This is a genomic window from Corallococcus aberystwythensis (genome assembly GCF_003612165.1).
GTDB lineage: Bacteria > Myxococcota > Myxococcia > Myxococcales > Myxococcaceae > Corallococcus > Corallococcus aberystwythensis.
In genome coordinates this window covers 1-19,199 of sequence record NZ_RAWK01000117.1, presented here as the reverse complement: position 1 = coordinate 19,199, position 19,199 = coordinate 1, and the positions used below count along the sequence as shown (strand labels likewise).

21 protein-coding genes are annotated in these 19,199 nt (G+C 69.9%); 6 read left to right on the top strand and 15 right to left on the bottom strand.

Annotation, left to right across the window (positions count from 1 at the left end; all coding sequences use genetic code 11):
- Positions 1-3 precede the first annotated feature (3 nt).
- The 4 genes from D7W81_RS20275 to D7W81_RS20260 are packed head-to-tail and all read right to left on the bottom strand — an operon-like array spanning position 4 to position 3,555.
- Positions 4-765 carry a GvpL/GvpF family gas vesicle protein gene (locus D7W81_RS20275; protein WP_120557027.1) on the bottom strand — a complete coding sequence of 254 codons (762 nt, stop codon included), beginning with the start codon at positions 763-765 and terminating at the stop codon, positions 4-6.
- A gap of 30 nt (positions 766-795) precedes the next feature.
- On the bottom strand, positions 796-1,206 hold the full coding sequence (locus D7W81_RS20270) for a response regulator (RefSeq protein ID WP_120557026.1): 411 nt from the start codon (positions 1,204-1,206) through the stop codon (positions 796-798).
- Entirely contained in the window at positions 1,203-3,332 is a 2,130-nt protein-coding gene (locus D7W81_RS20265) for a PAS domain-containing sensor histidine kinase (protein WP_120557025.1), read from the bottom strand. The genes D7W81_RS20270 and D7W81_RS20265 overlap by 4 nt, the downstream gene beginning before the upstream one ends.
- Before the next feature lie 4 nt (positions 3,333-3,336).
- Positions 3,337-3,555 carry a hypothetical protein gene (locus D7W81_RS20260; RefSeq protein ID WP_120557024.1) on the bottom strand — a complete coding sequence of 73 codons (219 nt, stop codon included), beginning with the start codon at positions 3,553-3,555 and terminating at the stop codon, positions 3,337-3,339.
- Between the two features lie 228 nt (positions 3,556-3,783).
- On the opposite strand from D7W81_RS20260, the gene D7W81_RS20255 reads away from it, so the two are divergent.
- From D7W81_RS20255 to D7W81_RS20240, 4 genes are all read left to right on the top strand, one after another.
- Positions 3,784-5,298 (top strand): FAD-dependent oxidoreductase, encoded by a 1,515-nt coding sequence (locus D7W81_RS20255; RefSeq protein WP_120557023.1) that lies wholly within the window; start codon positions 3,784-3,786, stop codon positions 5,296-5,298.
- 81 nt (positions 5,299-5,379) lie between these two features.
- Positions 5,380-5,868: a hemerythrin domain-containing protein gene (locus D7W81_RS20250; RefSeq protein WP_120557022.1), complete on the top strand. Its 489-nt coding sequence runs from the start codon at positions 5,380-5,382 to the stop codon at positions 5,866-5,868.
- A gap of 61 nt (positions 5,869-5,929) precedes the next feature.
- On the top strand, positions 5,930-6,616 hold the full coding sequence (locus tag D7W81_RS20245; protein WP_120557036.1) for a DNA-3-methyladenine glycosylase family protein: 687 nt from the start codon (positions 5,930-5,932) through the stop codon (positions 6,614-6,616).
- 87 nt (positions 6,617-6,703) lie between these two features.
- Positions 6,704-7,120: a hypothetical protein gene (locus D7W81_RS20240; RefSeq protein WP_120557021.1), complete on the top strand. Its 417-nt coding sequence runs from the start codon at positions 6,704-6,706 to the stop codon at positions 7,118-7,120.
- On the opposite strand, the gene D7W81_RS20235 is transcribed toward D7W81_RS20240, so the two are convergent.
- The 5 genes from D7W81_RS20235 to D7W81_RS20215 all read right to left on the bottom strand — a co-directional run bounded on the left by D7W81_RS20235 (position 7,117) and on the right by D7W81_RS20215 (position 11,640).
- A complete protein-coding gene (locus D7W81_RS20235; protein ID WP_120557020.1) occupies positions 7,117-7,476 on the bottom strand; it encodes a GFA family protein in 360 nt (119 codons plus the stop codon). The two genes, D7W81_RS20240 and D7W81_RS20235, sit on opposite strands and share 4 nt — an antisense overlap.
- A 148-nt stretch (positions 7,477-7,624) precedes the next feature.
- Entirely contained in the window at positions 7,625-8,377 is a 753-nt protein-coding gene (locus D7W81_RS20230) for a hypothetical protein (protein ID WP_120557019.1), read from the bottom strand.
- 108 nt (positions 8,378-8,485) lie between these two features.
- The gene (locus tag D7W81_RS20225) at positions 8,486-9,256 is read right to left on the bottom strand and encodes a hypothetical protein (RefSeq protein ID WP_120557018.1); all 771 of its coding nucleotides are present in this window, start codon (positions 9,254-9,256) and stop codon (positions 8,486-8,488) included.
- Positions 9,257-9,434: 178 nt separating this feature from the next.
- A complete protein-coding gene (locus D7W81_RS20220; RefSeq protein ID WP_120557017.1) occupies positions 9,435-10,220 on the bottom strand; it encodes a hypothetical protein in 786 nt (261 codons plus the stop codon).
- Between the two features lie 169 nt (positions 10,221-10,389).
- Positions 10,390-11,640, bottom strand: coding sequence for an MFS transporter (locus D7W81_RS20215; protein WP_120557016.1), 1,251 nt, complete (start codon positions 11,638-11,640; stop codon positions 10,390-10,392).
- 82 nt (positions 11,641-11,722) lie between these two features.
- Here D7W81_RS20215 and D7W81_RS20210 point away from each other — a divergent pair, with 82 nt between their 5' ends.
- Positions 11,723-12,415 carry an SIMPL domain-containing protein gene (locus D7W81_RS20210; protein ID WP_120557015.1) on the top strand — a complete coding sequence of 231 codons (693 nt, stop codon included), beginning with the start codon at positions 11,723-11,725 and terminating at the stop codon, positions 12,413-12,415.
- Positions 12,416-12,438: 23 nt separating this feature from the next.
- On the opposite strand, the gene D7W81_RS20205 is transcribed toward D7W81_RS20210, so the two are convergent.
- The 4 genes from D7W81_RS20205 to D7W81_RS20190 form a co-directional block, all read right to left on the bottom strand.
- Positions 12,439-13,710, bottom strand: coding sequence for a pyridoxal phosphate-dependent aminotransferase (locus D7W81_RS20205; RefSeq protein ID WP_120557035.1), 1,272 nt, complete (start codon positions 13,708-13,710; stop codon positions 12,439-12,441).
- Positions 13,711-13,761: 51 nt separating this feature from the next.
- Complete coding sequence (gene dps, locus D7W81_RS20200; RefSeq protein WP_120557034.1) at positions 13,762-14,244, bottom strand: DNA starvation/stationary phase protection protein Dps; 483 nt, start codon at positions 14,242-14,244, stop codon at positions 13,762-13,764.
- Between the two features lie 97 nt (positions 14,245-14,341).
- Positions 14,342-14,869 carry a carboxymuconolactone decarboxylase family protein gene (locus D7W81_RS20195; RefSeq protein WP_120557014.1) on the bottom strand — a complete coding sequence of 176 codons (528 nt, stop codon included), beginning with the start codon at positions 14,867-14,869 and terminating at the stop codon, positions 14,342-14,344.
- A 6-nt stretch (positions 14,870-14,875) separates the two neighbouring features.
- Positions 14,876-15,430 (bottom strand): peroxiredoxin, encoded by a 555-nt coding sequence (locus D7W81_RS20190; RefSeq protein WP_120557013.1) that lies wholly within the window; start codon positions 15,428-15,430, stop codon positions 14,876-14,878.
- 233 nt (positions 15,431-15,663) lie between these two features.
- Here D7W81_RS20190 and D7W81_RS20185 point away from each other — a divergent pair, with 233 nt between their 5' ends.
- Positions 15,664-17,268: a sigma 54-interacting transcriptional regulator gene (locus D7W81_RS20185; protein ID WP_244227312.1), complete on the top strand. Its 1,605-nt coding sequence runs from the start codon at positions 15,664-15,666 to the stop codon at positions 17,266-17,268.
- Positions 17,269-17,275: 7 nt separating this feature from the next.
- Here the strand turns inward: D7W81_RS20185 and D7W81_RS20180 are convergent, their stop codons facing one another.
- On the bottom strand, positions 17,276-17,872 hold the full coding sequence (locus D7W81_RS20180) for a hypothetical protein (protein WP_120557011.1): 597 nt from the start codon (positions 17,870-17,872) through the stop codon (positions 17,276-17,278).
- 96 nt (positions 17,873-17,968) lie between these two features.
- A partial coding sequence (locus D7W81_RS20175; RefSeq protein WP_244227311.1) for a hypothetical protein occupies positions 17,969-19,199 on the bottom strand: 1,231 nt, incomplete at its 5' end.

Sequence of the window (19,199 nt, the reverse complement as noted above, 5' to 3'; positions counted from 1 at the left end):
CGCTCACGGCGTGACGGACTCCGGCGGCTCCACGTCCAGCCGCACGTCCACGAAGCTGTACGCCGGCCACGGCCCCGTGAACCGGAACGTGTACGCGTCCAGCCGCGCCACCAGCGCCGTCAGCCGCGCCTCGAACGCGGCCACCCGCGTGCGGTCCACCAGCCAGGCCGCGTTGAGCAGCATCCGCTCACCCAGCGGCGGCGCCTCGTGCGTGGCCTCCGCCAGCGGCCGCAGGCCGGCTTTCAGCCCGCCCAGGTCCCGGGTGTTGCAGTCGCGCAGCGCCACCTCCAGCCGCGCCTCGTGGTCCTCCTCGGGTTCGGAGGCGCCTCGCTCCAGCGCCGGCTGTTCCTCCACCAACCGGCGCGTCAGCGCGTCGCCGTGGCAGTACACCTTCAGCCCCAGCTCCACCCGCCCCTCCAGCTCCGCCAGGGCCCGGGTCAACGGCGCGCGCGCCACGCGCAAGAGCTCCCGCACGCGCTCCTCCGACGGCAGCACCGTCCCGAAGGCCACCGGCACCAGCGTGTGCTCGCGCACCACGGCCTCCGTGACGCGCTGGTGCATCAAGAGGTGCGCCCGCGTGGGCACCACCCGCGGGCCCGCCACGTCGGACACCAGCGCCGTGAGGCCTCCCTCGCGCACCGTGCGCACCGGGGCCTCGCCCAGCCCCGCGACGTCCGGCTTCCATCCGCCGTCCTCGCGCATGACGCCGTAGAGGTAGTGCGCCTGTCCGTCCCGCGAGGACTCCGCCTGGGTCTTCGTCGTCATGACGTGCCCCCTCCGTGCAGACAACGGCGTTCAGCGCGTGGAGGCTGCCTCGCGCCGGGCAATCATCTTCTTCACCTGGTCCACCAGCGCGTCCGGCAGGCACGGCTTGGTGACGTACGCGTCACACCCGGCCTCGTTCGCGTCCTCCGAGTGGCCCTTCAGCGCATGCCCCGTGAGCGCCACCACGGGGATGCCCTTCGTGCGCGCGTCGCCCTTGAGCCGGCGCGTCGCCTCCCAGCCGTCCATCACCGGCAGGGACAGGTCCATCAGGATGACGTCCGGCACCAGCTCGAAGGCCTTGTCCAACGCCTCCTGGCCGTTCTTCGCCTCCGCCACGCGGAAGCCGGAGAACTCCAGGTACTCCGCGTACATCTCCCGGGCATCCTGGTAGTCGTCCACCACCAGCACGAGCGGTTTGGGTTTTTCCGGGGTGCTTGTCATGTCCGTCTCGCGCGTCTTGGAAAGTGCAGGGTGAAGGTCGAACCCTGGCCCGGGGCGCTCTGGAGGGAGACGCGCCCCCCCAGCATCGCGGCCAGCCGGCGGCAGATGGACAGGCCCAGGCCCGTGCCCCCATAGGCCCGCGTGGGCGAGCTGTCCACCTGCTGGAAGTCCTCGAAGATCTTCTCCTGGTTCGACACGTCGATTCCAATCCCCGTGTCCTTCACCGAGATGGCCACGGTGCCGGTGGCATTCTGATACTCCACCGCCACGTGCACGCCGCCCTCGTGCGTGAACTTCAGCGCGTTGGACAACAGGTTGAGGACGATCTGCTTCACCTTCTGTCGGTCGCTCCACACGCCCGGCAGCCCTTCATCCAGCTGCGTGTCCACCGTCAGCTTGCTGCGCGCGATGATGGGGTCCATCTCCGCCATCACCTCCTGGAGCAGCTCCGGGATGCCGAAGTCCGACAGGTGCAGCGGCATCCGCCCCGCTTCAATGCGGGTGATGTCCAGGATTTCATTGATGACCTCCAACAGGTGCCGCCCGTTGGAGTCGATGCGCGTGAGGTTCCTGCGCTGCGGCGGCGTCATCTCCCCGGACACGCCCTGCAGGAGCATGTTCGTGTAGCCGAGGATGGCGTTGAGCGGCGTGCGGAACTCGTGCGACATGTTGGCCAGGAACTGCGACTTGGCCGCGCTCGCCTGCTCCAGCTGGATGGCCTGCCGGCGCAGCTTCTCGTTCTGCTCCGCCAGTTCCGCGGTGGCGGACTGCACGCGCGCCTCCAGCTCGCTGGAGACCTCCTTCACGCGCTCCAGCAGCCGCGCCCGCTCCAGCACCTCCGTGCGGTCGTGGAAGACGGTGACGATGCCCGTCAATTCGCCCCCGTCGCCCAGCACCTTGTTGGCCATGGCCTCCATGGGCACGGGCGTGCCGGTGGCGGGGTCGTCCAGCGTCAGCTGGCTCTTCCAGCGCGACACGCCCGCGTTCACCGGGCCCAGCAGGTTGGCGAGGAAGGACGCGAAGAGGGCGTCGTTGGAGCGCACCCGGCGCAGCGTGGGCTCGTCCGCCGTGCCCTCGCCTCCCGTGCCCTGTTCATGGGGCCACGCGAAGAGGCGCTCGGCCGGGTCGTTCATCATCACCATGCCGCCCGTGGGGTCGGTCAGGATGATGGGGTCCGCCACCGAGTCCAGCACCCGGTCCAGGCGGTGGCGGTCGCTGCGGGCCTCGCGCTCCGTGGCGCGCAGCTGCCGGTAGCTTTCGCCCAGCGCCTGCGTGGCGCGGCCCAGGTCCGTCAGGTTGCGCAGCACGCTCACCACCACGGACGGCCCGTCCGGGGCCAGCACCGGCGTGGTGGTCAGCTCGAAGAGCAGGTCCATGCCCTCCAGCGGATCCACCAGCGGCACCTCGCGCCGGTGCACCGCCGTCCCGCCCTGCGCGAGCGTCTCCCGGAACAGCCGCTGGTTGAGCTCCACCGCGCGCGTGCGGCCGGGGCTCGCGTCCGGGCCCGCCACCAGCAGTCCTTCCGCGCGGCCGTTGGCGAAGAGCAGCGTGCCCTCCGTGTCCGTGAGCAGCACTGGATCCGACACCGCGTTGATGACCCGGCGCAGCAGCCGGTCCGGCTCCGGACGGCGCGGTGCCCGCGCATCGGAGGCCAGCTGGCGGGCCAGGGGCGGGCCCAGGCACGACGCCGCCCACACCACGTCCTCCGGGACCGCGGGACCGGGCAGCCCCACCACCAGCAGCGCGGCCGAGGGCGCTCCGGAGCGGCCCAGCGGCACCGCCAGGAAACCGCCCGGCATCAGCGCGCCCTCCACCGCGTCCGCAGTCAGCCAGCGCGCCCCGGGGCGGGTGCGGAAGGCGGAGAGCGGCGAGCCCGGCGCATCCCAGGCGCGGGCCAGCGCGGTCTGCTGCACGCCCGTCAGCCCTTCGCTGGCCAGGCACACGGAGGCGCCAGCGCCATCCCCTGGCGCCACACAGGCGGCTGGAGCGCCATGTCTTCGCGCGAGCCACTCCACGACCGCTCGCGCACAGGCGACGGCGGACTCGCAGGCGAGCAGGTGCTCTGTGAGCACGAGGCGGGCCCCGGGATCTGCTTCGGCAGGGGGCAGCGGGGCTGGAGACGCCACGACCTTACGCTCCGGGTGAAGGGGGACGCGGGGAACGGCCGCGTTCCAGCGAGTCTGCGGTGCGGACCTCCGAAAATGCCACCACGATGCGCGCCTCCCCGTCGCGGGGCGTCGCGCGGCCCAGGGCCTCCTGGGCCGGCGGGTCGAAGCGCAAGCCCCTGTCCAGCAGGCGGTCCAGCACGTCCACCAGGCTGGCCCCACCAGCCACGCGTTCCACGGGCATTCGGCGCATGCTCCTTGGGTCCGCCCGGCGCGGACCTTCGGGTCCAGGGACCGTTCTAACGCGCGGGCGTCCCCGCACCCCAGCACCGTTCGCGCCCGCCCCCTGTCTGACCAACACCCGGAGCGGGACTCTGTTGGGTCGCGTACACCCGTCGAGCTGGGCAGCCGGCCGGGCGGGGCTCGGCAGGCGTGGCTTATGCCCTGGGAGGCGGATTCCTAGCCTTCCGTCATGAACGACGAGCGCCAGCACAAATCCCTCTGGACCGTGACGACGCCGCCCCGGGACTTCCCCTCCCTGCCAGGCGACCTGGACGTGGATGTAGCCATCATCGGCGGCGGCATCGCGGGCCTGACGACCGCCTGGCTGCTGAAGCGTGCCGGCAAGAGGGTGGCCGTGCTGGAGATGCACCGCGTCCTCTCAGGTCAGACGGGACAGACGACGGCGCACCTCACGGAGCTGCTGGACACGCCGTACACCACGCTCCTGAAGGACTTCGGGGAGAAGGGCGCCCACTTGGCCGCGTCCTCCAGCCGGGCCGCCATTGAACAGATTGCGTCGCTGGTGGAGACGCTCTCCATCGACTGCGGCTTCACCCGCGTGCCGGGCTACCGCTACGCGGAGACGGAGTCCGAGCTGCGGGAGCTGCTCCATGAGGTGTCCGCCGCGCGGCAGGCGGGGCTCCTGGCCTCCTTCACCAAGGAGGTGCCGCTGCCCTTCCCGGTGAAGGGCGCGCTGCGCGTGGAGGACCAGGCGCTGTTCCACCCGCGCGAGTACCTCCTCGCGCTCGTGGACCGCATCCCGGGGGACGGCTGCCACCTCTTCGAGAACACCAAGGTCGTGGACATCCACGACGGCACGCCCTGCCGCGTCGTCACGGAGCGGGGCACCGTGACGGCCCGGGCCGTGGTGGAGGCCACCACCACGCCGCTCAACCGCGTGGCCATGCACACGAAGCTCTACCCCTACCGCACCTACGCGGTGGCGGCGCCGCTGGAGGGCCCGCTGGAGCCGGGCCAGTACTACGACAGCCGCGACCCGTATCACTACATCCGCACGCAGCAGGTGGACCGCGTGGCCTACGTCATCGTGGGCGGCGAGGACCACAAGGTCGGCGGCGAGGAGGACACCGCCTCCTGCTTCGCCGCGCTGGAGGCGTACACGCGCGAGCGCCTGCCGGTGAAGCGCATCACCCACCGCTGGTCCGGCCAGGTTATCGAGCCCGCGGACGGGCTGCCCTATATCGGCCGCAACGTGGGCAGCCGCCACGTGTACGTGGCCACGGGCTTCTCCGGCACGGGCATGACGTTCGGCACGCTCGCGGGCATGGTGGTGTCGGACCTCATCCTCGGAAACCAGACCCCCTACGCCGCGCTGTACGACGCGGGCCGCGTGAAGCCCAAGGCGGGCGCCAAGGACTTCATCCAGGAGAACGCGGAGGTGGCCTTCCGCTTCGTCGCGGACCGGCTGTCCAAGCCGGACGGACACCACCTGGCGGACGTCAAGCCGGGCGAGGCGAAGATATTGGAGGTAGATGGCCGCAAGGTGGCCGTGTACCGCGAGGAGGACGGCACCGCGCACGCGGTGTCCCCGGTGTGCACGCACCTGGGCTGCCACGTGCACTGGAACAACGCGGAGCGCACCTGGGACTGCCCCTGCCACGGCGGCCGCTTCAGCCCCACCGGCCGCGTGCTCAACGGCCCCGCCGTGAAGGACCTGTCGTCCGTCAAACTTCCGGTGAAGTGAAAAGTGCGCCGGGGTGGGGCTTCCATTCGGTCGAGCCCACACCCATCTATCAGCACGTCCATTTCATTCACGGGGGCACGAATGAACGCGCTGGAGCTGATCAAGCAGCAGCATGAAGAGGTGTCCAAGCTCTTCAAGAAGTACGAGAAGCTGGCGGATCACGACGACGAGCAGCGCCAGGAACTCTTCGAGCAGATCGCCGACCGGCTGGGGGCGCACGCGAAGATTGAAGAGCTGTACCTGTATCCGGCCATCAAGAAGGACGACACGGAGGACGACCTGCGCGAGGCCGTGGAGGAGCACCTCTCCGTCAAGCGCCTCATCGCGGACCTCCTGTCCATGGACGCCGCCGACGAGGAGTTCGACGCGAAGATGAAGGTCCTCCAGGAGCAGGTGGAGCACCACGTCGAGGAGGAGGAGAAGGACCTCTTCAAGGCCGCGCGGAAGATCCTCACCAAGGATCAGCTCGATGACCTGGGCGTCCAGCTGGAGGAGGAATACGACGCGCTGATGGAGGGCGAGCCGCGCAACGACGTGCCCGAGGAGACGGAGCACGCCGCGCCCATCTAGCGCGCCGGTTCCAGGCAAGACAGGGGTTGCGCGTGGCACGGGGCCGGGCAGCATGCGGCCCATGCCGCGCGCTCCTGTTTCCACCCCCGTGTTGCTGCCGGATGCCTTCACGCCCGCCGTGCGCCGCGCCCTCGTGCGCGCGGACCCCACGCTGGGCACGCTGTTCAAGACGGTGGGCCCGTTCCGCTTCGAACGGAGCCCGCTGCACAGCCCCTTCGAGGCGCTGGCGCACTCCATCGTCTACCAGCAGCTGCACGGCCGCGCGGCGGCGACCATCTTCGGGCGCGTCTGCGAGCGGGTGGGGAAGGGCAAGGCCTTCACTCCGGAGAAGCTGCTCGCGCTGCCGGACACCACGCTGCGCGAGGCCGGGCTGTCCGCGAACAAGCTGTTGGCCATCCAGGACCTGGCGCGCAAGACGGTGGACGGCACGGTGCCGACGCTCGCGCGCGTGTGCCGCATGTCCGACGCGGACCTCATTGAACACCTCACGCAGGTGCGCGGCATTGGCCAGTGGACCGTGGAGATGCTGCTCATCTTCCGCCTGGGCCGGCCGGACATCCTCCCCGTGGACGACTTCGGCGTGCGCAAGGGCTTCATGGTGCTCAACGGCCTGAAGGAACAGCCCAAGCCCAAGGCGCTCCTCGCGTATGGCGAGCGCTGGCGCCCGTATCGCAGCGTGGTGAGCTGGTACCTGTGGCGCGCGGCGGACCTGCCCGTGGGAACTTTCGCCCCGCCGGAGGGCAGCTAGCCGGGCGAGGGCCGGGAGCGCACCGTCCCTTGCCTGACCGCGCGGGCGTCCTCATTCGTAAGGGAGGAAGAAAACAGGAGGCACGGGATGCCCCAGAAGACACCGCAGAGACAGCACCGCGCGAAGAACGGCACCGCGAAGCCGCGAGCCAGGGCCAAGGCGAAGTCAGCGCAGGTCGTGGAGTTGGTTCCTCCCGACCACGGCCCGGGCGCCTCCATGGAGACGGCGTCCCAGCCGCTGGCGCGCGTGCGCATGGCCATCGCGCTCCACCCCCCGGAAGTGCCGGTGTTCAGCACCGCCCAGCCTCCGAAGGGGCTGAGCGGCTGGATCCAAAAGGCGGCCTCCGCCAGACCGAACCACACGCCAGGGCACTGGAGGCTGCTGCGTCTGGCGGACCGGGTGGACGCCTGGGCGCAGCGGTTGCGGAAGTCGCTTCCCTGGGCCGCGCCTTCCGCGGCGGCCCTCGTCGCTGGCGGCCTGGTGTGGCGCGCCCGGAGGGCCTAGGCGTCCCGGCCGTTGTAGGCGTAGGGCTGGAGCGTGGACAGGTCCACGCCGTCCACGCAGCGCAGGTTGACGGCGAACATCTCCTTGCCGTCCGGGCCCTTGCCGGTGGCGTAGGACTCCACGCCGCAGGTGGGGCAGTGCAGGTGGTTGATGACCTTCTTGTTGAACTGGTAGGTCTTCACCACGTCCGCGCCGGAAAGGGACTTGAACTGCTCCGGCGGGACGAACGTCAGCACCGAGCCCAGCTTGTGGCAGAGGGAACAGTTGCAGGTGATGACCTGCGCCAGGTCCGTGGTCGCCTCGTAGCGGACCTGTCCACAGTGGCAACCGCCCGTATACGTCTTCATCTCCGCCATGGTGCGCTCTCCCGTTGCTGCGTGAAGCCCGGGCCGGAAGCGTGCGCTTCCGCCCACCCGGTGCGTGTGACGCGCATCAATGAACGGAGGCGGCGGGAACCGCAAGCGACCCGGTGAATGCCCGGGGCGCTTGCGGCGGTGCGTCACGTCAGTCCGCGTACGTCGTCACGGAAATCATCCGCACGAAGCGGCGGTCCGTGCTGACGGCCGCGATGGCGAAGCCCTGCGTGTAGCCCGGCGCGCCGCACCCGCGGCAGCTCCAGCCCGTCCTGTAGAGCCGGTTGCTGTTGCGCGAAATCTGCGTGATGTAGGCCACCGCGCCCGCCACCTCATCCTCGTTGTAGCTGTAGGCGCTGAGCTGCCCGATGAGCTCCCGCACGGTGATGGGCTCGAAGATGCTGGCCTGCGGACCGAAGGCGTTGCTGAACGCCTCGCCCAGCGTCTGCTGGTTGGCGACGCCCTGGCCGTTGGGGATGTAGCCCTCGTAGATGCGCGCGTAAGAGAACGAGCCGGTGGCGCCGAACAGCACCGCGGGCGTCTGGGCGACGGGGTACAGGTTCAGCGGGTAGCCCGTGACGAGCGTGTCGTTCACCTCGTAGAAGTCCGCGAAGTACTTCGCCGCGGTGCCCGTCATGGACTGCTGGAAGGACGTGTCGCCGAGGCGGGTGGTGAGGTGGGCGCGCTCGGCGCTGTCCACGCCATAGCCGACGTCGTTGAAGAACGCGTCCAGCGCGTTCCGGATCTCCGAGCGGAGGATGGTCGTTCCGCCGGGGCTGCTGGCGCTCTTCGCGGTGGTGATGGCCGCCTCGAAGGCGGGGATGCTGGTGGTGGAATCGGCGAACGCCGGAGCGGCGAGCAGCATCAGACCGCCCAGGAGCGACTTCATCGACAGGGTCTTCATGGGGAACCTCGTTCAAAGGGGGGAGAACCACGGACCGTGACACGCCCGGGATGGCGCGTGTCACGGGCCTGCAATCGTTCACGGCGGCGGTGCTTCAGTGCTTCAGGCTCAGTTGGAGGCGGTCATCACGTTGACCATCCGCACGAAGCGGCGGTCGGTGCTCACCGCCGCGACGACGTAGCCGGCCGTGTAGCCCGGCGCGCCGCAGCCCCGGCAGCTCCAGCGGGTGTAATAGAGGCGGTTGCTGTTGCGCGAGATCGCCGTGATGTACGCCAGGGCGCCCTCCACCTCATCCGCCGTCGGCGTGCCGAACACGGCGGGGCTGCTCAGCAGCGCGAGGAGCTCCTTCACGATGATGGGCTCGAAGGTGCCGCTCTGCGGACCGAAGCTGCCGAATGCCTCCATCAGGATGGCCTGGTTGGCCACCACCCCCTGGTTGTTGGGGATGAAGCCCTCACGGATGGTGGAGGAAGAGGCCAGCGGACCGGTGGCGCCGTACAGCGACGCGGGCGTCTGGGCGACGGGGTTCATGGACCACTGGGCGTAAGGCGTGGTGGCGTCGTTCACCTCGTAGAAGTCCGCGAAGTACTTCGCCGCGGTGCCCGTCATGGACTGCTGGAAGGACGTGTCGCCGAGGCGCGTGGTGAGGTAGGCGCGCTCGGTGGTGTCCACGCCCGTGGGGCCGCCGGTGTTGGTGAGGAACGCGTTCAGCGCGGTCCGGATCTCCGAGCGGAGGATGGTCGTGCCGCCAGGGCTGCTGGGGCTCTTCGCGGTGGTGATGCTCGCCTCGAAGGCGGAGATGCTGGTGGAGTCGGCGAACGCCGGAGCGGAGAGCAGCATCAGCGCGCCCACCAGCGACTTCATGGACAGGGTCTTCATGCGGAACCTCTTCATTCAAGGGGGGAGAACCGCGAACGACGGCGTGGCGAGTACCACGCCCCCCTGACACGACGCGCGCGAGGTTCCAGTGACACGCGCGGCCCGTGACACAGCCGTGATGGACCGTGTCGCGAGCCTGGAATGTTTCACGGGGCGGGCTGCGCGACGGTGCGTCGCATCAGTCGTTCCCGAAGTCCGCCGTCCACACGGAGACCATGCGCACGAAGCGGCGGTCCGTGCTCACCGCCGCGATGACATAGCCCCGCGTGTTCCACGGCGAGAAGCTGCACCGGCGGCAGGTCCAGTCCGCGACGTAGAGCCGGTTGCTGTTGCGTGAAATCTGGGTGATGTACGCCACGGCCCCCTCCACCTCGTCCACGCTGGGGGTGCTGCCCTTGATGGAGGTGGTGCCGAGCCGCTCGATGAGCTCCTTCACGGTGATGGGCTGGAAGGGGCCGACGGGCGGTTCGAAGAAGGTGGTGAACGCGGTGGCCAGCGTGGTCTGGTTGGCGATGCCCTGGCCGTTGGGGATGTAGCCCTCCCGGATGTCCGCGTTGGACGCCAGCGGCCCCGTGGCGCCAAACAGCGACGCGGGCGTCTGGGCGACGGAGCCCTGGTACAGCGGATGGCTTGTGAAGGTCGCGTCGTTCAGTTCGTAGAAGTCCGCGAAGTACTTCGCCGCGGTGCCCGTCAGCGACTGCTGGAAGGACGTGTCGTTGAGGCGGGTGGTGAGATGGCCGCGCTCGGTGCTGTCCACGCCCATGGGGCCCGTGTCGTAGATGAACGCCTCCAGCGCGGCCCGGATCTCCGAGCGGACGAGGGTCGCGCCGCCAGGGCTGTTGGGGCCTTGCGCCGTGGTGATGCTCGCCTCGAAGGCGGGGATGCTGGTGGTGGACGTGGCGAACGCCGGAGCGGCGAACAGCACGAGACCGCTCAGCAGCGACGTCATCGACAGGGTCTTCATGGGCAACCTCTTCCTTCGCGGCCCGTGGCACGGGCGCGTGTTCAGGGGGAGAACCGCGGACGACGCGGTGGCCAGTACCACGGTTCCCTGACACGCCTGGCGTGAGGTCCTGATGACGCACGCCCCCGTGACACGCCCGGGTTGGAACGTGTCACGAGGCTGGAAACCTTCACGAAGCGGGCTGTGCGGCCGTGGGCGTGGGCGCGCTGCGGCGCAGGGGCGCGAGCAGCGCGAGGAACGCGGCGGACAGCGCGACGCCCAACAGGAACACGTTCGCGTAGCCCAGGTTGCCGTACCTCGGATCCGCGAGCACCCCCGCTAGAGGACCCGCGGGGGCCTTGCCCGCGACCTCCACGCTGGCCAGCAGCGTGAAGTGCGTGGCGCCGATGCGCCGGTCCGTGCGCGACATCATGAACGCGAACATCACCGTGGTGAGCGCGCCGCCGAAGAACTCCTCGGTGAGGGTGACGCCCAGCACGCCCGCGTCGCTGACGCCCGCCCGGGTGAGCAGCCACCGCCCCGCGAGCGGCAACAGGCGCAGCGCGCCGGTAATGGCCACCGCCCGGAGCAGCGGCAGGCGCGCGGCGAGCAGCCCTCCGCACGTGGACCCCAGGAGTGACGCGGCCGTTCCCCACGTGCCCACCCACAGGCCAATCTGGCCGGCCGTGTAGCCCGCGTCCACGAGGAAGGGCTTGTAGAGGACGTCGGACATCGTCTCGCCCAGCTTGTACGTGCCGATGAAGAGCAGCAGCCACCCGGTGCCCGGCACGGTGAGCGCGCCCTTGATGCGGGCCCAGAGCGCGGGCCAGTCCAGCTTCGGTGACTCCGGGCCTTCGGTTTCGCGCGGGGGCGGCTCGCGCACGAACAGGACGACGGTGAAGACGCTCAGGCACAGCGCCGCCATGACGAGGAACAGCCCGGACCAGCCGATGCTCGCGCTGGCCCACACGAGCAGCCCGCCGCCGGTGAGCATGCCCAGCTTGTAGCCCACGACCTGCGCGGTGTTGCCCGGGCCCAGCTCGTCCGGACGCAGCAGGTCCACCGCGAAGCCGTCCACCGCGATGTCCTGCGTCGCGGCGAAGAGGTTCATCACGAAGATGAGGCCCAACAGCAGCGGCAGTGAGTCCCGGTTCGCGGCGAAGGCCGCCCCGACGCACGCGAGCGCGAGCCCCGCCTGCATGGGCAATATCCACGAACGCCTGCGCCCCACGCGCGCGGAGCCGTAGCGGTCCACCAGCGGCGCCCACAGGGCCTTGAGCATCCACGGCAGGGACAGCGCGCCCGCGAAGCCCAGCGCGGCCAGCGACACGCCTTGCGAGCGCAGGTAGACGGGGAGCGCCGTCACCTGGAAGCCGAAGGGCAGCCCCTGCACGAAGTACAGCGCGCACAACAGCCACAGCCGGGACGGGATGCGTCGCATGGTCGTGGCGCGAGCATAGGCACGCCGTCCGGTGTCCGTCGTGGGCCTATACTCGCCGTTCCAGTCACGCCCAGGGAGACGCATGCCGGAGCGAGCCGCAACCGAGTCGGGGATCATCGTCGTGGAGCTGTCCGCCGAGCACGAACTGGAGGCGGACCACGTGGACGCGGTGGTGGACGTGAAGGCGTCCTCGTTCTTCACCGGCAACGCGGCCTTCACCAACGCTCGCGAGGTGGCCGCGCTGGTGCGCCTCATGGAGGACCTGAGCGTGCCGGCCACGGCCTTCACCCTCCAGTCCGTGCAGGCGGAGACGACGGAGGGGCTGCTCACGCGCTCCTCGTCCGCCCTCTACACGGTGCGCATCCGCCTGGTGGACATGGCACGGGTGGGGGACGTGCTCGCGGCGCTGTCCGGCCTGAAGCAGGCGACGCTGCGCGAGATGCGGTGGGGCTACACGCACGAGCCAGAGGCCCGGCAGGACTGGCTGGAGGCGCTGGCCCGCGAGTCGGTGAAGAAGGCGCGCCGCGTGGCGGCTGGGCTGGGCGTGACGCTGGCAGGGCTGCACCGCTTCTCCGAGCGCACCTGGGAGTCGCGGGCCCTGGGGCCCCACGGTGGCGGCTACGGCGGCGGGAACGAGGACGTGATGCCCATGGCCCCGTCGGGCAGCTACAGCGTGAAGCGGACGGCCGCGCTGGGCTTCCCCGTGTCCCACCGCAAGAAGGTGCACGTGATGGCCACCGCGGAGTTCCAGTCGCACCCGGCCCCGGAGTCCTGAGGCTTCCGGGGGCGGGCCCGCCGTTACGGCGCGGCGGGCGTGTGCTTGAGCACGAGCGCTTCCAGCCGGTTGAGCGCCTTGTCCAGCGTCTCCCACGAAGGGCCGAAGGACAGGCGCACGTAGCTGCGGAAGCGCGAGGCCCGCGCGCGGCGCTTGCCCGGGTTCACGTCGAAGAACTCACCCGGCACGGTGATGACCTGATGCTCCAGCGCGGCGCGGAAGAAGGCCATGCCGTCGTTGAGCGGCGCGGGCAGTCCGGACAGGTTGCCCCAGACGTAGAACGTCCCGTCCGGCGCCCGGTCCGTGCGGATGCCCAGCCGCTCCAGCCGCGAGTGGAACCTGTCCCGCTTCTCCCGGAACGTGGAGTGGATGGCGCGCGTCTCCGCCACCACCGTGTCCTCCTGGAGCAGGGGAATCGCCGCGCGCTGCAGGGGCCGGCTGCCTCCGCCGTCCAGGAAGCTGCCCGCGCTGGAGACCGTGTCGATGACCTGCTTGGGCCCCACCGTCCACGTCATGCGCCAGCCCGGGTAGCGCCAGTTCTTGGTGAGCCCGTCGAAGAGCACCACCGGGTCGCGGTTCACGTCCTCCACGTACCGCGCGGCGCTCTCCACCGGCAGCACGCCCGGGCGGCCCGTCCAGATGTAGTGCGAATAGAACTCGTCGATGAGCAGCGTGCACTCCAGCTCGCGCGCCACGCCCACCCACCGCGCCAGCTCCTCCCCCTGCACCAGCTTGCCGGTGGGGTTGCACGGGTTGGAGAAGAGCAGGGCGGACAGCCCGCGCCCTTGAATCTCCCGGCGCAGGTCGTCGTGCGTGAAGGCGTAGCCGCGCTCGCCCTCCAGCAGGATGGGGATGGCGGTGAACGCCTTGAAGACGTCCAGCAGCTCTTCGTAGGCGGTGTAGTCCGGCAGGAAGTGGCCCAGGTTCACCTGGCCCAGGCTGGCCGCGGCGCGGGTGAGGGCCGCGCGGCCGCCGCCGGACAGGCACACGTTCTCCGCGCTGTACTGGTTGGACATGCCCTTGCGGTAGAGCCGGTTGTAGAGCCCCGCGATGGCCTCGCGCACCTCCCAGAGGCCCGCGACGGGCGCGTACTCCTGGTCCGCCATGTCCACCGTCACCGCGTTCACACGCGGCGGAGCACCGGGCAGATCCCCCGTCTCCGGCTGCCCCTGGCCCAGGTTGCACCAGTCCGGGTCGCCGGGACGGTAGCCGCGGCGCGTGGCCTCGGCGGTGACGAAGATGACGCCCGTGCGGGGCACGGTGCGAAACGCATGCAGGGGGACGCTGTCGCTCACGAACAGCACGCTAGCGCGCCCCTGCTTTACGTGCAGCCCCTGGCCTTCGCCTTAGCCCTCCAGGGAGGCCCTGAGGAACCAGGCGTGCTTCTCGAACTCGGTGATGATGCCCGTGAAGAGGTCCACCGTGTCGGTGTCCTTGAGGCCTTCCACCGCCGTGCGGCTCTCGCGCAGGCCGGCGAGGTACACCTCGATGCGCTCGGCCAGGAGCTTCACGTGCTCCAGGTCGCGGGACGTCTCCTGCGGGTACTCCGGCAGGCGGCTGTTCTTGCCCACGTGGCGGCTGGTGCCGTACGCGCGCCCGCCCAGCGTCACCGCGCGCTCCGCGATGGAGTCGTTGTGGTTGGCCAGGCTCACCGCGAAGGTTTCGAACAGCGGGTGCAGCGCGGCGAACTGCGGGCCCTTGATGTTCCAGTGGGCGACCTTGATCTGCGAGTGCAGATCCAACCCGTCCGACAGCCGCTCATTGAGGGTGGCGGCGATGGCGGTGCGGGCCTGCTCGGAGAGGGGACTCGGGCTCTTGTAGAGGGCCATGACGGACACATGCCTTTCGGGTGAGAGGAAAAGACAGCGCCCCCCGGTGTCATCCACCGGAGGGCGCAATCACAGCTCAGAGATAACGACGAGGGGGCTAGGACTCCAGCCCGACCGCCGCCGCGTGGATGACGCTCGCGATGCGGACCGCATCGTGCACGTGCTCCTCGCTCAGGCCGCCTTCCAGCACGACCTTCTCATGCGACTGGATGCACATCTCGCAGCCATTGATGGCGCTGACCGCGAGGCAGACCAGCTCGAAGTCCACCTTGTTGGTCAGCACCTGGGCCAGCCGGTTCATCCGCAGACCGGCGCGCTTGGTCGCGTACGACTCCTTCCCGACCATGTGACGGAATCGGTAGAAGACGTTGTTCATCGCCATCAGCGAGGCCGCTGCACGCGCGTCCTCGAGGACCGGCGTGGCCTTGTCACCCAGTGCCTGCTTCGCCTCGTTGAGGATGGCTTCCTTCAGCCGCTCGTTCCGGGCGGCGAAGGCGCATGCCACGGCCGTCCCCCAACGCTGCTCGGGGGTGAGGCTGCCTCCCTCCAACACGGAGGAGAGGTTGAGGCGGGTGTCCTTGTGGGCGTCCGCGAGCTCGTTGCGGACGACTTCGAGCGAAGCCATGGTGCCTTACCCCGCCTTCTGCAGCTTCGTGGTGAGGGTCTCCTCACCCTTCTGCCAGTTGCACGGGCACAGCTCGTCGGTCTGGAGCGCGTCCAGCGTGCGGACGGTCTCCTTGACGTTGCGGCCCACGGACAGGTCGTTCACGGACACGTGGCGGATGATGCCCTCGGGGTCCGCGATGAACGTGGCGCGCAGGGCCACGCCCTCTTCCTTGTGCAGGATGCCCAGCGCGCTGGACAGCTCGCGCTTGATGTCCGCCAGCATGGGGAAGGGCAGGTTCTTCAGGTCCGGGTGGTGCGTGCGCCACGCGTGGTGCACGAACTCGCTGTCGGTGGACAGACCCAGCACCTGCGCGTCGCGGTCCTGGAAGTCCTTGTTGTGCTTGCCGAACTCCGCGATCTCCGTCGGGCAGATGAACGTGAAGTCCTTCGGCCACGCGAACAGGACGGTCCACTTGCCCTTGTACGTGTCGTTGGAGATGTCCTGGAACTCCTTGTTCTTCTCCAGGCTCACGGTGCCCTTCAGCTTGAAGTTCGGAAGCTTGTCGCCAACGGTCAGCATGGGTTTCGACTCCTTGGGGATGGGGGGCGGGCCACCGTGGTCCACCCCAGAGGTTGTGAGTTGCTACCGGGTAAAGCATCCACCGTGCCAGTGCTTCAATTGCCCTGATGTCAGGGGGTTACGTCCTCCCCGGACATCAGCACCGGCAGTTCGGTGGCGCCGGGACGGTGAATAACGAAATCCCGGTGCCTTTCGCCACTGCAATTTCGGTGGGCGGCTATTATCGCTAACACATGCCGGATGAACTGATGGGGCGCCACCCGGAAGTGACGCAGGATGCTCGGGAGCTGGTCGAGCTGGCAACCACCGAAGAAGGGGTGGGGGAGCTGCTCCGTCGGGGATTGGACTGGCTGACGCGCGTGGTGCCCTTCGACCTGGCCACGCTGTTCCTCCTCAAGGAGGGGCGGCTGGAGGCGGTGGCGGCGCGAGGCCCGCTCGCCAACCAGGCCGTGCGCAAGCATTCACTGCAGCTGGCGGACTTCCCCTCCTTGAAGCAGGCGCTGGAGACGCGGCGCGCGCGGGCCTTCACGGAGGAGGACCACTCGCACGGGGACGGTGACCCGTTCGACGGGGTGCTGGATCTCCCCGCGGGGCATGCGTGCATGGTGGTGCCCTTGTGCGCGGGGGAGCGCTGCTACGGCGTGCTGACGCTGGACCGCGCGCAGTGTGAAACGTACGCGCAGCCGGTGGTGGACCTGGTGGAGGTCTACGGGCAGATGCTGGCCACGGCGCTCCAGGGCGCGGAGCAGCGCGCGACGGCAGAGCGGCTGCACCGCCAGGACCACGAGCACGCGAAGCTCCTGGAGTCGCAGCTGGGCGGGGACTCCGAGGGCATCCTGGAGACGTCACTCAGTCCGGTGATGCGCGACCTGTCCCGCCGCGCGCGGCAGGTGGCGGAGACGGACACGCCGGTCTTGATTACCGGCGAGACGGGCACGGGCAAGGAGCGGCTGGCGCGGGCCATCCACCGGTGGAGTTCGCGGGCGGATCAACCCTTCGTGTCGCTCAACTGCGCGGCGATTCCGGCGGGCCTCCTGGAGAGCGAGCTGTTCGGCCACGTGAAGGGGGCCTTCACCGGCGCGAACCGCGACCGGGCGGGCCGCTTCCAGATGGCGCACGGGGGCACGCTGCTGCTGGATGAGATTGGCGAACTGCCGGTGGAGCTGCAGGCGAAGCTGTTGCGCGCGCTCCAGGAGAAGGCGTTCGAGCCGGTGGGCAGTGACAAGACGGTGCGCGCGGACGTGCGCATCCTCGCGGCGACGCACGTGGACCTGCACCAGGCCATCGCGCAGAAGCGCTTCCGCGAGGACCTCTTCTACCGCTTGAGCGTCTTCCCCCTGCGGCTGCCGCCCCTGCGCGAGCGGCGCGAGGACCTGCCGCAGCTCACCGTGTTCCTCCTGGAGGAGCAGGCGAAGCGCACGGGCCGCCGGGGCATGCGGGTGTCCACGTCAGGGCTGGCGCGGCTGGCGTCGTACGAGTGGCCCGGCAACCTGCGCGAGCTGGCGAACGCGCTGGAGCGCGCCACCATCCTCACGCGGGGCCAGGAGCTGACGGCGCAGTCCTTCGATCTGCCGGGCGGGGAGCGCGCGCGGGAGGCGTCGGGCCCGGCGCCGGTGGAGGAGACGCCGGCGCCGCTGCCCGCCGGGGCGAAGGTGCCCACGCTGGCGGCGGTGCAGCGCGAGCACATCCTGCGGGTGCTCACGCTCACCCGGGGCCGCGTCTACGGCGAGGGCGGCGCGGCGGCGCTCCTGGGGCTCAAGCCGTCCACGCTGCAGAGCCGGATGAAGAAGCTGGGCATCGCGCGGCTGGAGGGCTTCACCGCCGCCGAGGACGCGTGACGCGCCGTCAGTGCCAGCCGCTGTCCTCGCGGGCCTCGCGGCGGTCCTCGCGGACTTCCTGGCGGTTCTGCGACTGCTCGGCGCGAGCGAGCTGGACCAGGTCCGCGATGAGCATCCGCTTGCGCGAGAGGCTGCCGCTGTCCAGACGGCCGTAGAGGCCGTGGAGCTCCTGGGAGATGGAGCGCGTCTGCTGGAGGGTGCGGGACTCCTGGCGGGCGTCGCGCACGTCGTCGCGGTGGTCCTGACGGTCGTCGCGGCGGTTGCCGTCGTAGCGCACCTCGCGGGCGCTGGTGCGCGCCTCCTTCTTGTCCTGGGACAGCTCGCGGCGGGACTCGCTCAGCTCCGACGCCACGTAGCCGCGCAGCTCCTCTTCCACCTGGAGCAGGTCGCGGCGCGCGGAGCGGCCGCGGGCGGAGTCATACCGGGCGAGCAGCGACTCCAGCTGACGCAGGTCGTGATGATCATCGCGGGTCTCGCGCGCGTCCTGCCGCAGCTCCTGCCGGTCACGGGTCTGCTCCCCGTGGTGGTTGTTGCCGCGGGGACCGCCTGCGTGAGCCAGGGCCGGGAGGGACAGCGCCATCGTTGCCAGCAGCCACTTCGCCATGGGGGGGCTCCTTCAAGTGCGTCGGATGCCAGGATGGACGCAGCTTGCCGCCGCGCATTCACGGCCCGGAGCCTTCCCCAGGGGTGGGAGCGGCGCCTACGACACCGCGGGTGCGGCCTGGCGCTTCGTGGAGGGCGCCACGGGGTAGTGGGCCTCCTTGCCGAAGGGCTGGTCGAACAGGTGCGGATCCGACTGGCGCGAGCGGAAGAGGTCCACGATGTAGTTCATCCGCTGGTCCAGCTTGCTCCAGTCCTTCGCGGCGGTGCCCTTGAGGCTGTCGGGCGTCTTGTCCATGCGGGCCAGCAGCGCCTTCAGCTTCGGGTCCTCGATGGTGCGCAGGTGCGGCGGGAAGAGCGTGGACTCCATGCCCGGAGGGGGCGGCAGGTCGTTGCCCAGCTTCAGCGCGCCGCCGGGCACCGCGAGCTTCATCATGTGCTCGGTGGCGATGCCCCGGAACGTGCCGGCCAGCGCGTCCACCAGCGGCTTCGTCGCCAGGTCCACCGCGCCCGTCTTGATGGCGGCCTTGGCGGCGAGGTTGGCGGGGAAGGGCAGCGCGTTGGCGGCCGTCTCGATGCTCTTCTTGAGGACGTTGGCGAAGACCTCCTTCACCGGCGCGTTGAGCGCCTTCTCCACGTAGCCCTGGAGCTGGGTCTGCTCGTGCAGGCCCACGGTGTCGTTGGCCAGGAGCATGAGCTCCGCCTTCTTGTTCGGGTCCTTCTCGAACATGGCCTTCGCGTAGTTGCCGAAGGCGTCCTTGAGCAGCGGCTTGTCCTTGGGGAAGCCGTCCAGGTACTTCTGGAGCTTGGCGGGGTCCATCTGGGTGTCCCCCTGGAAGGTCTCCACGAAGCGGGCGAACTCGTGGCCCACCTCCTTGAAGACGAACTGGTTGCCGTCGCCAATGGCCTTGCTGACCTTGTCGAGCGCGTCCGCGCCGGCCTTGGCGATGTCACCCTTGGGCAGGACGGGCAGGCCCAGCTTGCGCAGGAAGTCGTCCACCTTGGAGATGGCCGCGCCCACGACGCCGCCGCCCTTGAGGACGTCCACGAAGGCCTTGGGCATGTCCTCCTGGCGGATGCTCACGCCGGCCTGCTTCGAGGCCCACGTCGCGTAGGTGGACCAGTTGGCGTTCTCCTTGCCCAGCAGCGTGCCCACGGCGTCGGACAGGTCGTGGTAGCCCTGGGTGATGGCCAGGTTGCGCGCGACGGGGTCCTTCATCGCGGCGATGTTCGCCACGTCCTTGGCGGTGGGGTAGCTGCCCGGCGTGGGGCGCGGGCCGCCCTGCTGGCGCTCCGCGGCCCACGCCGGGCAGCTACCCCACCGCCAAGGA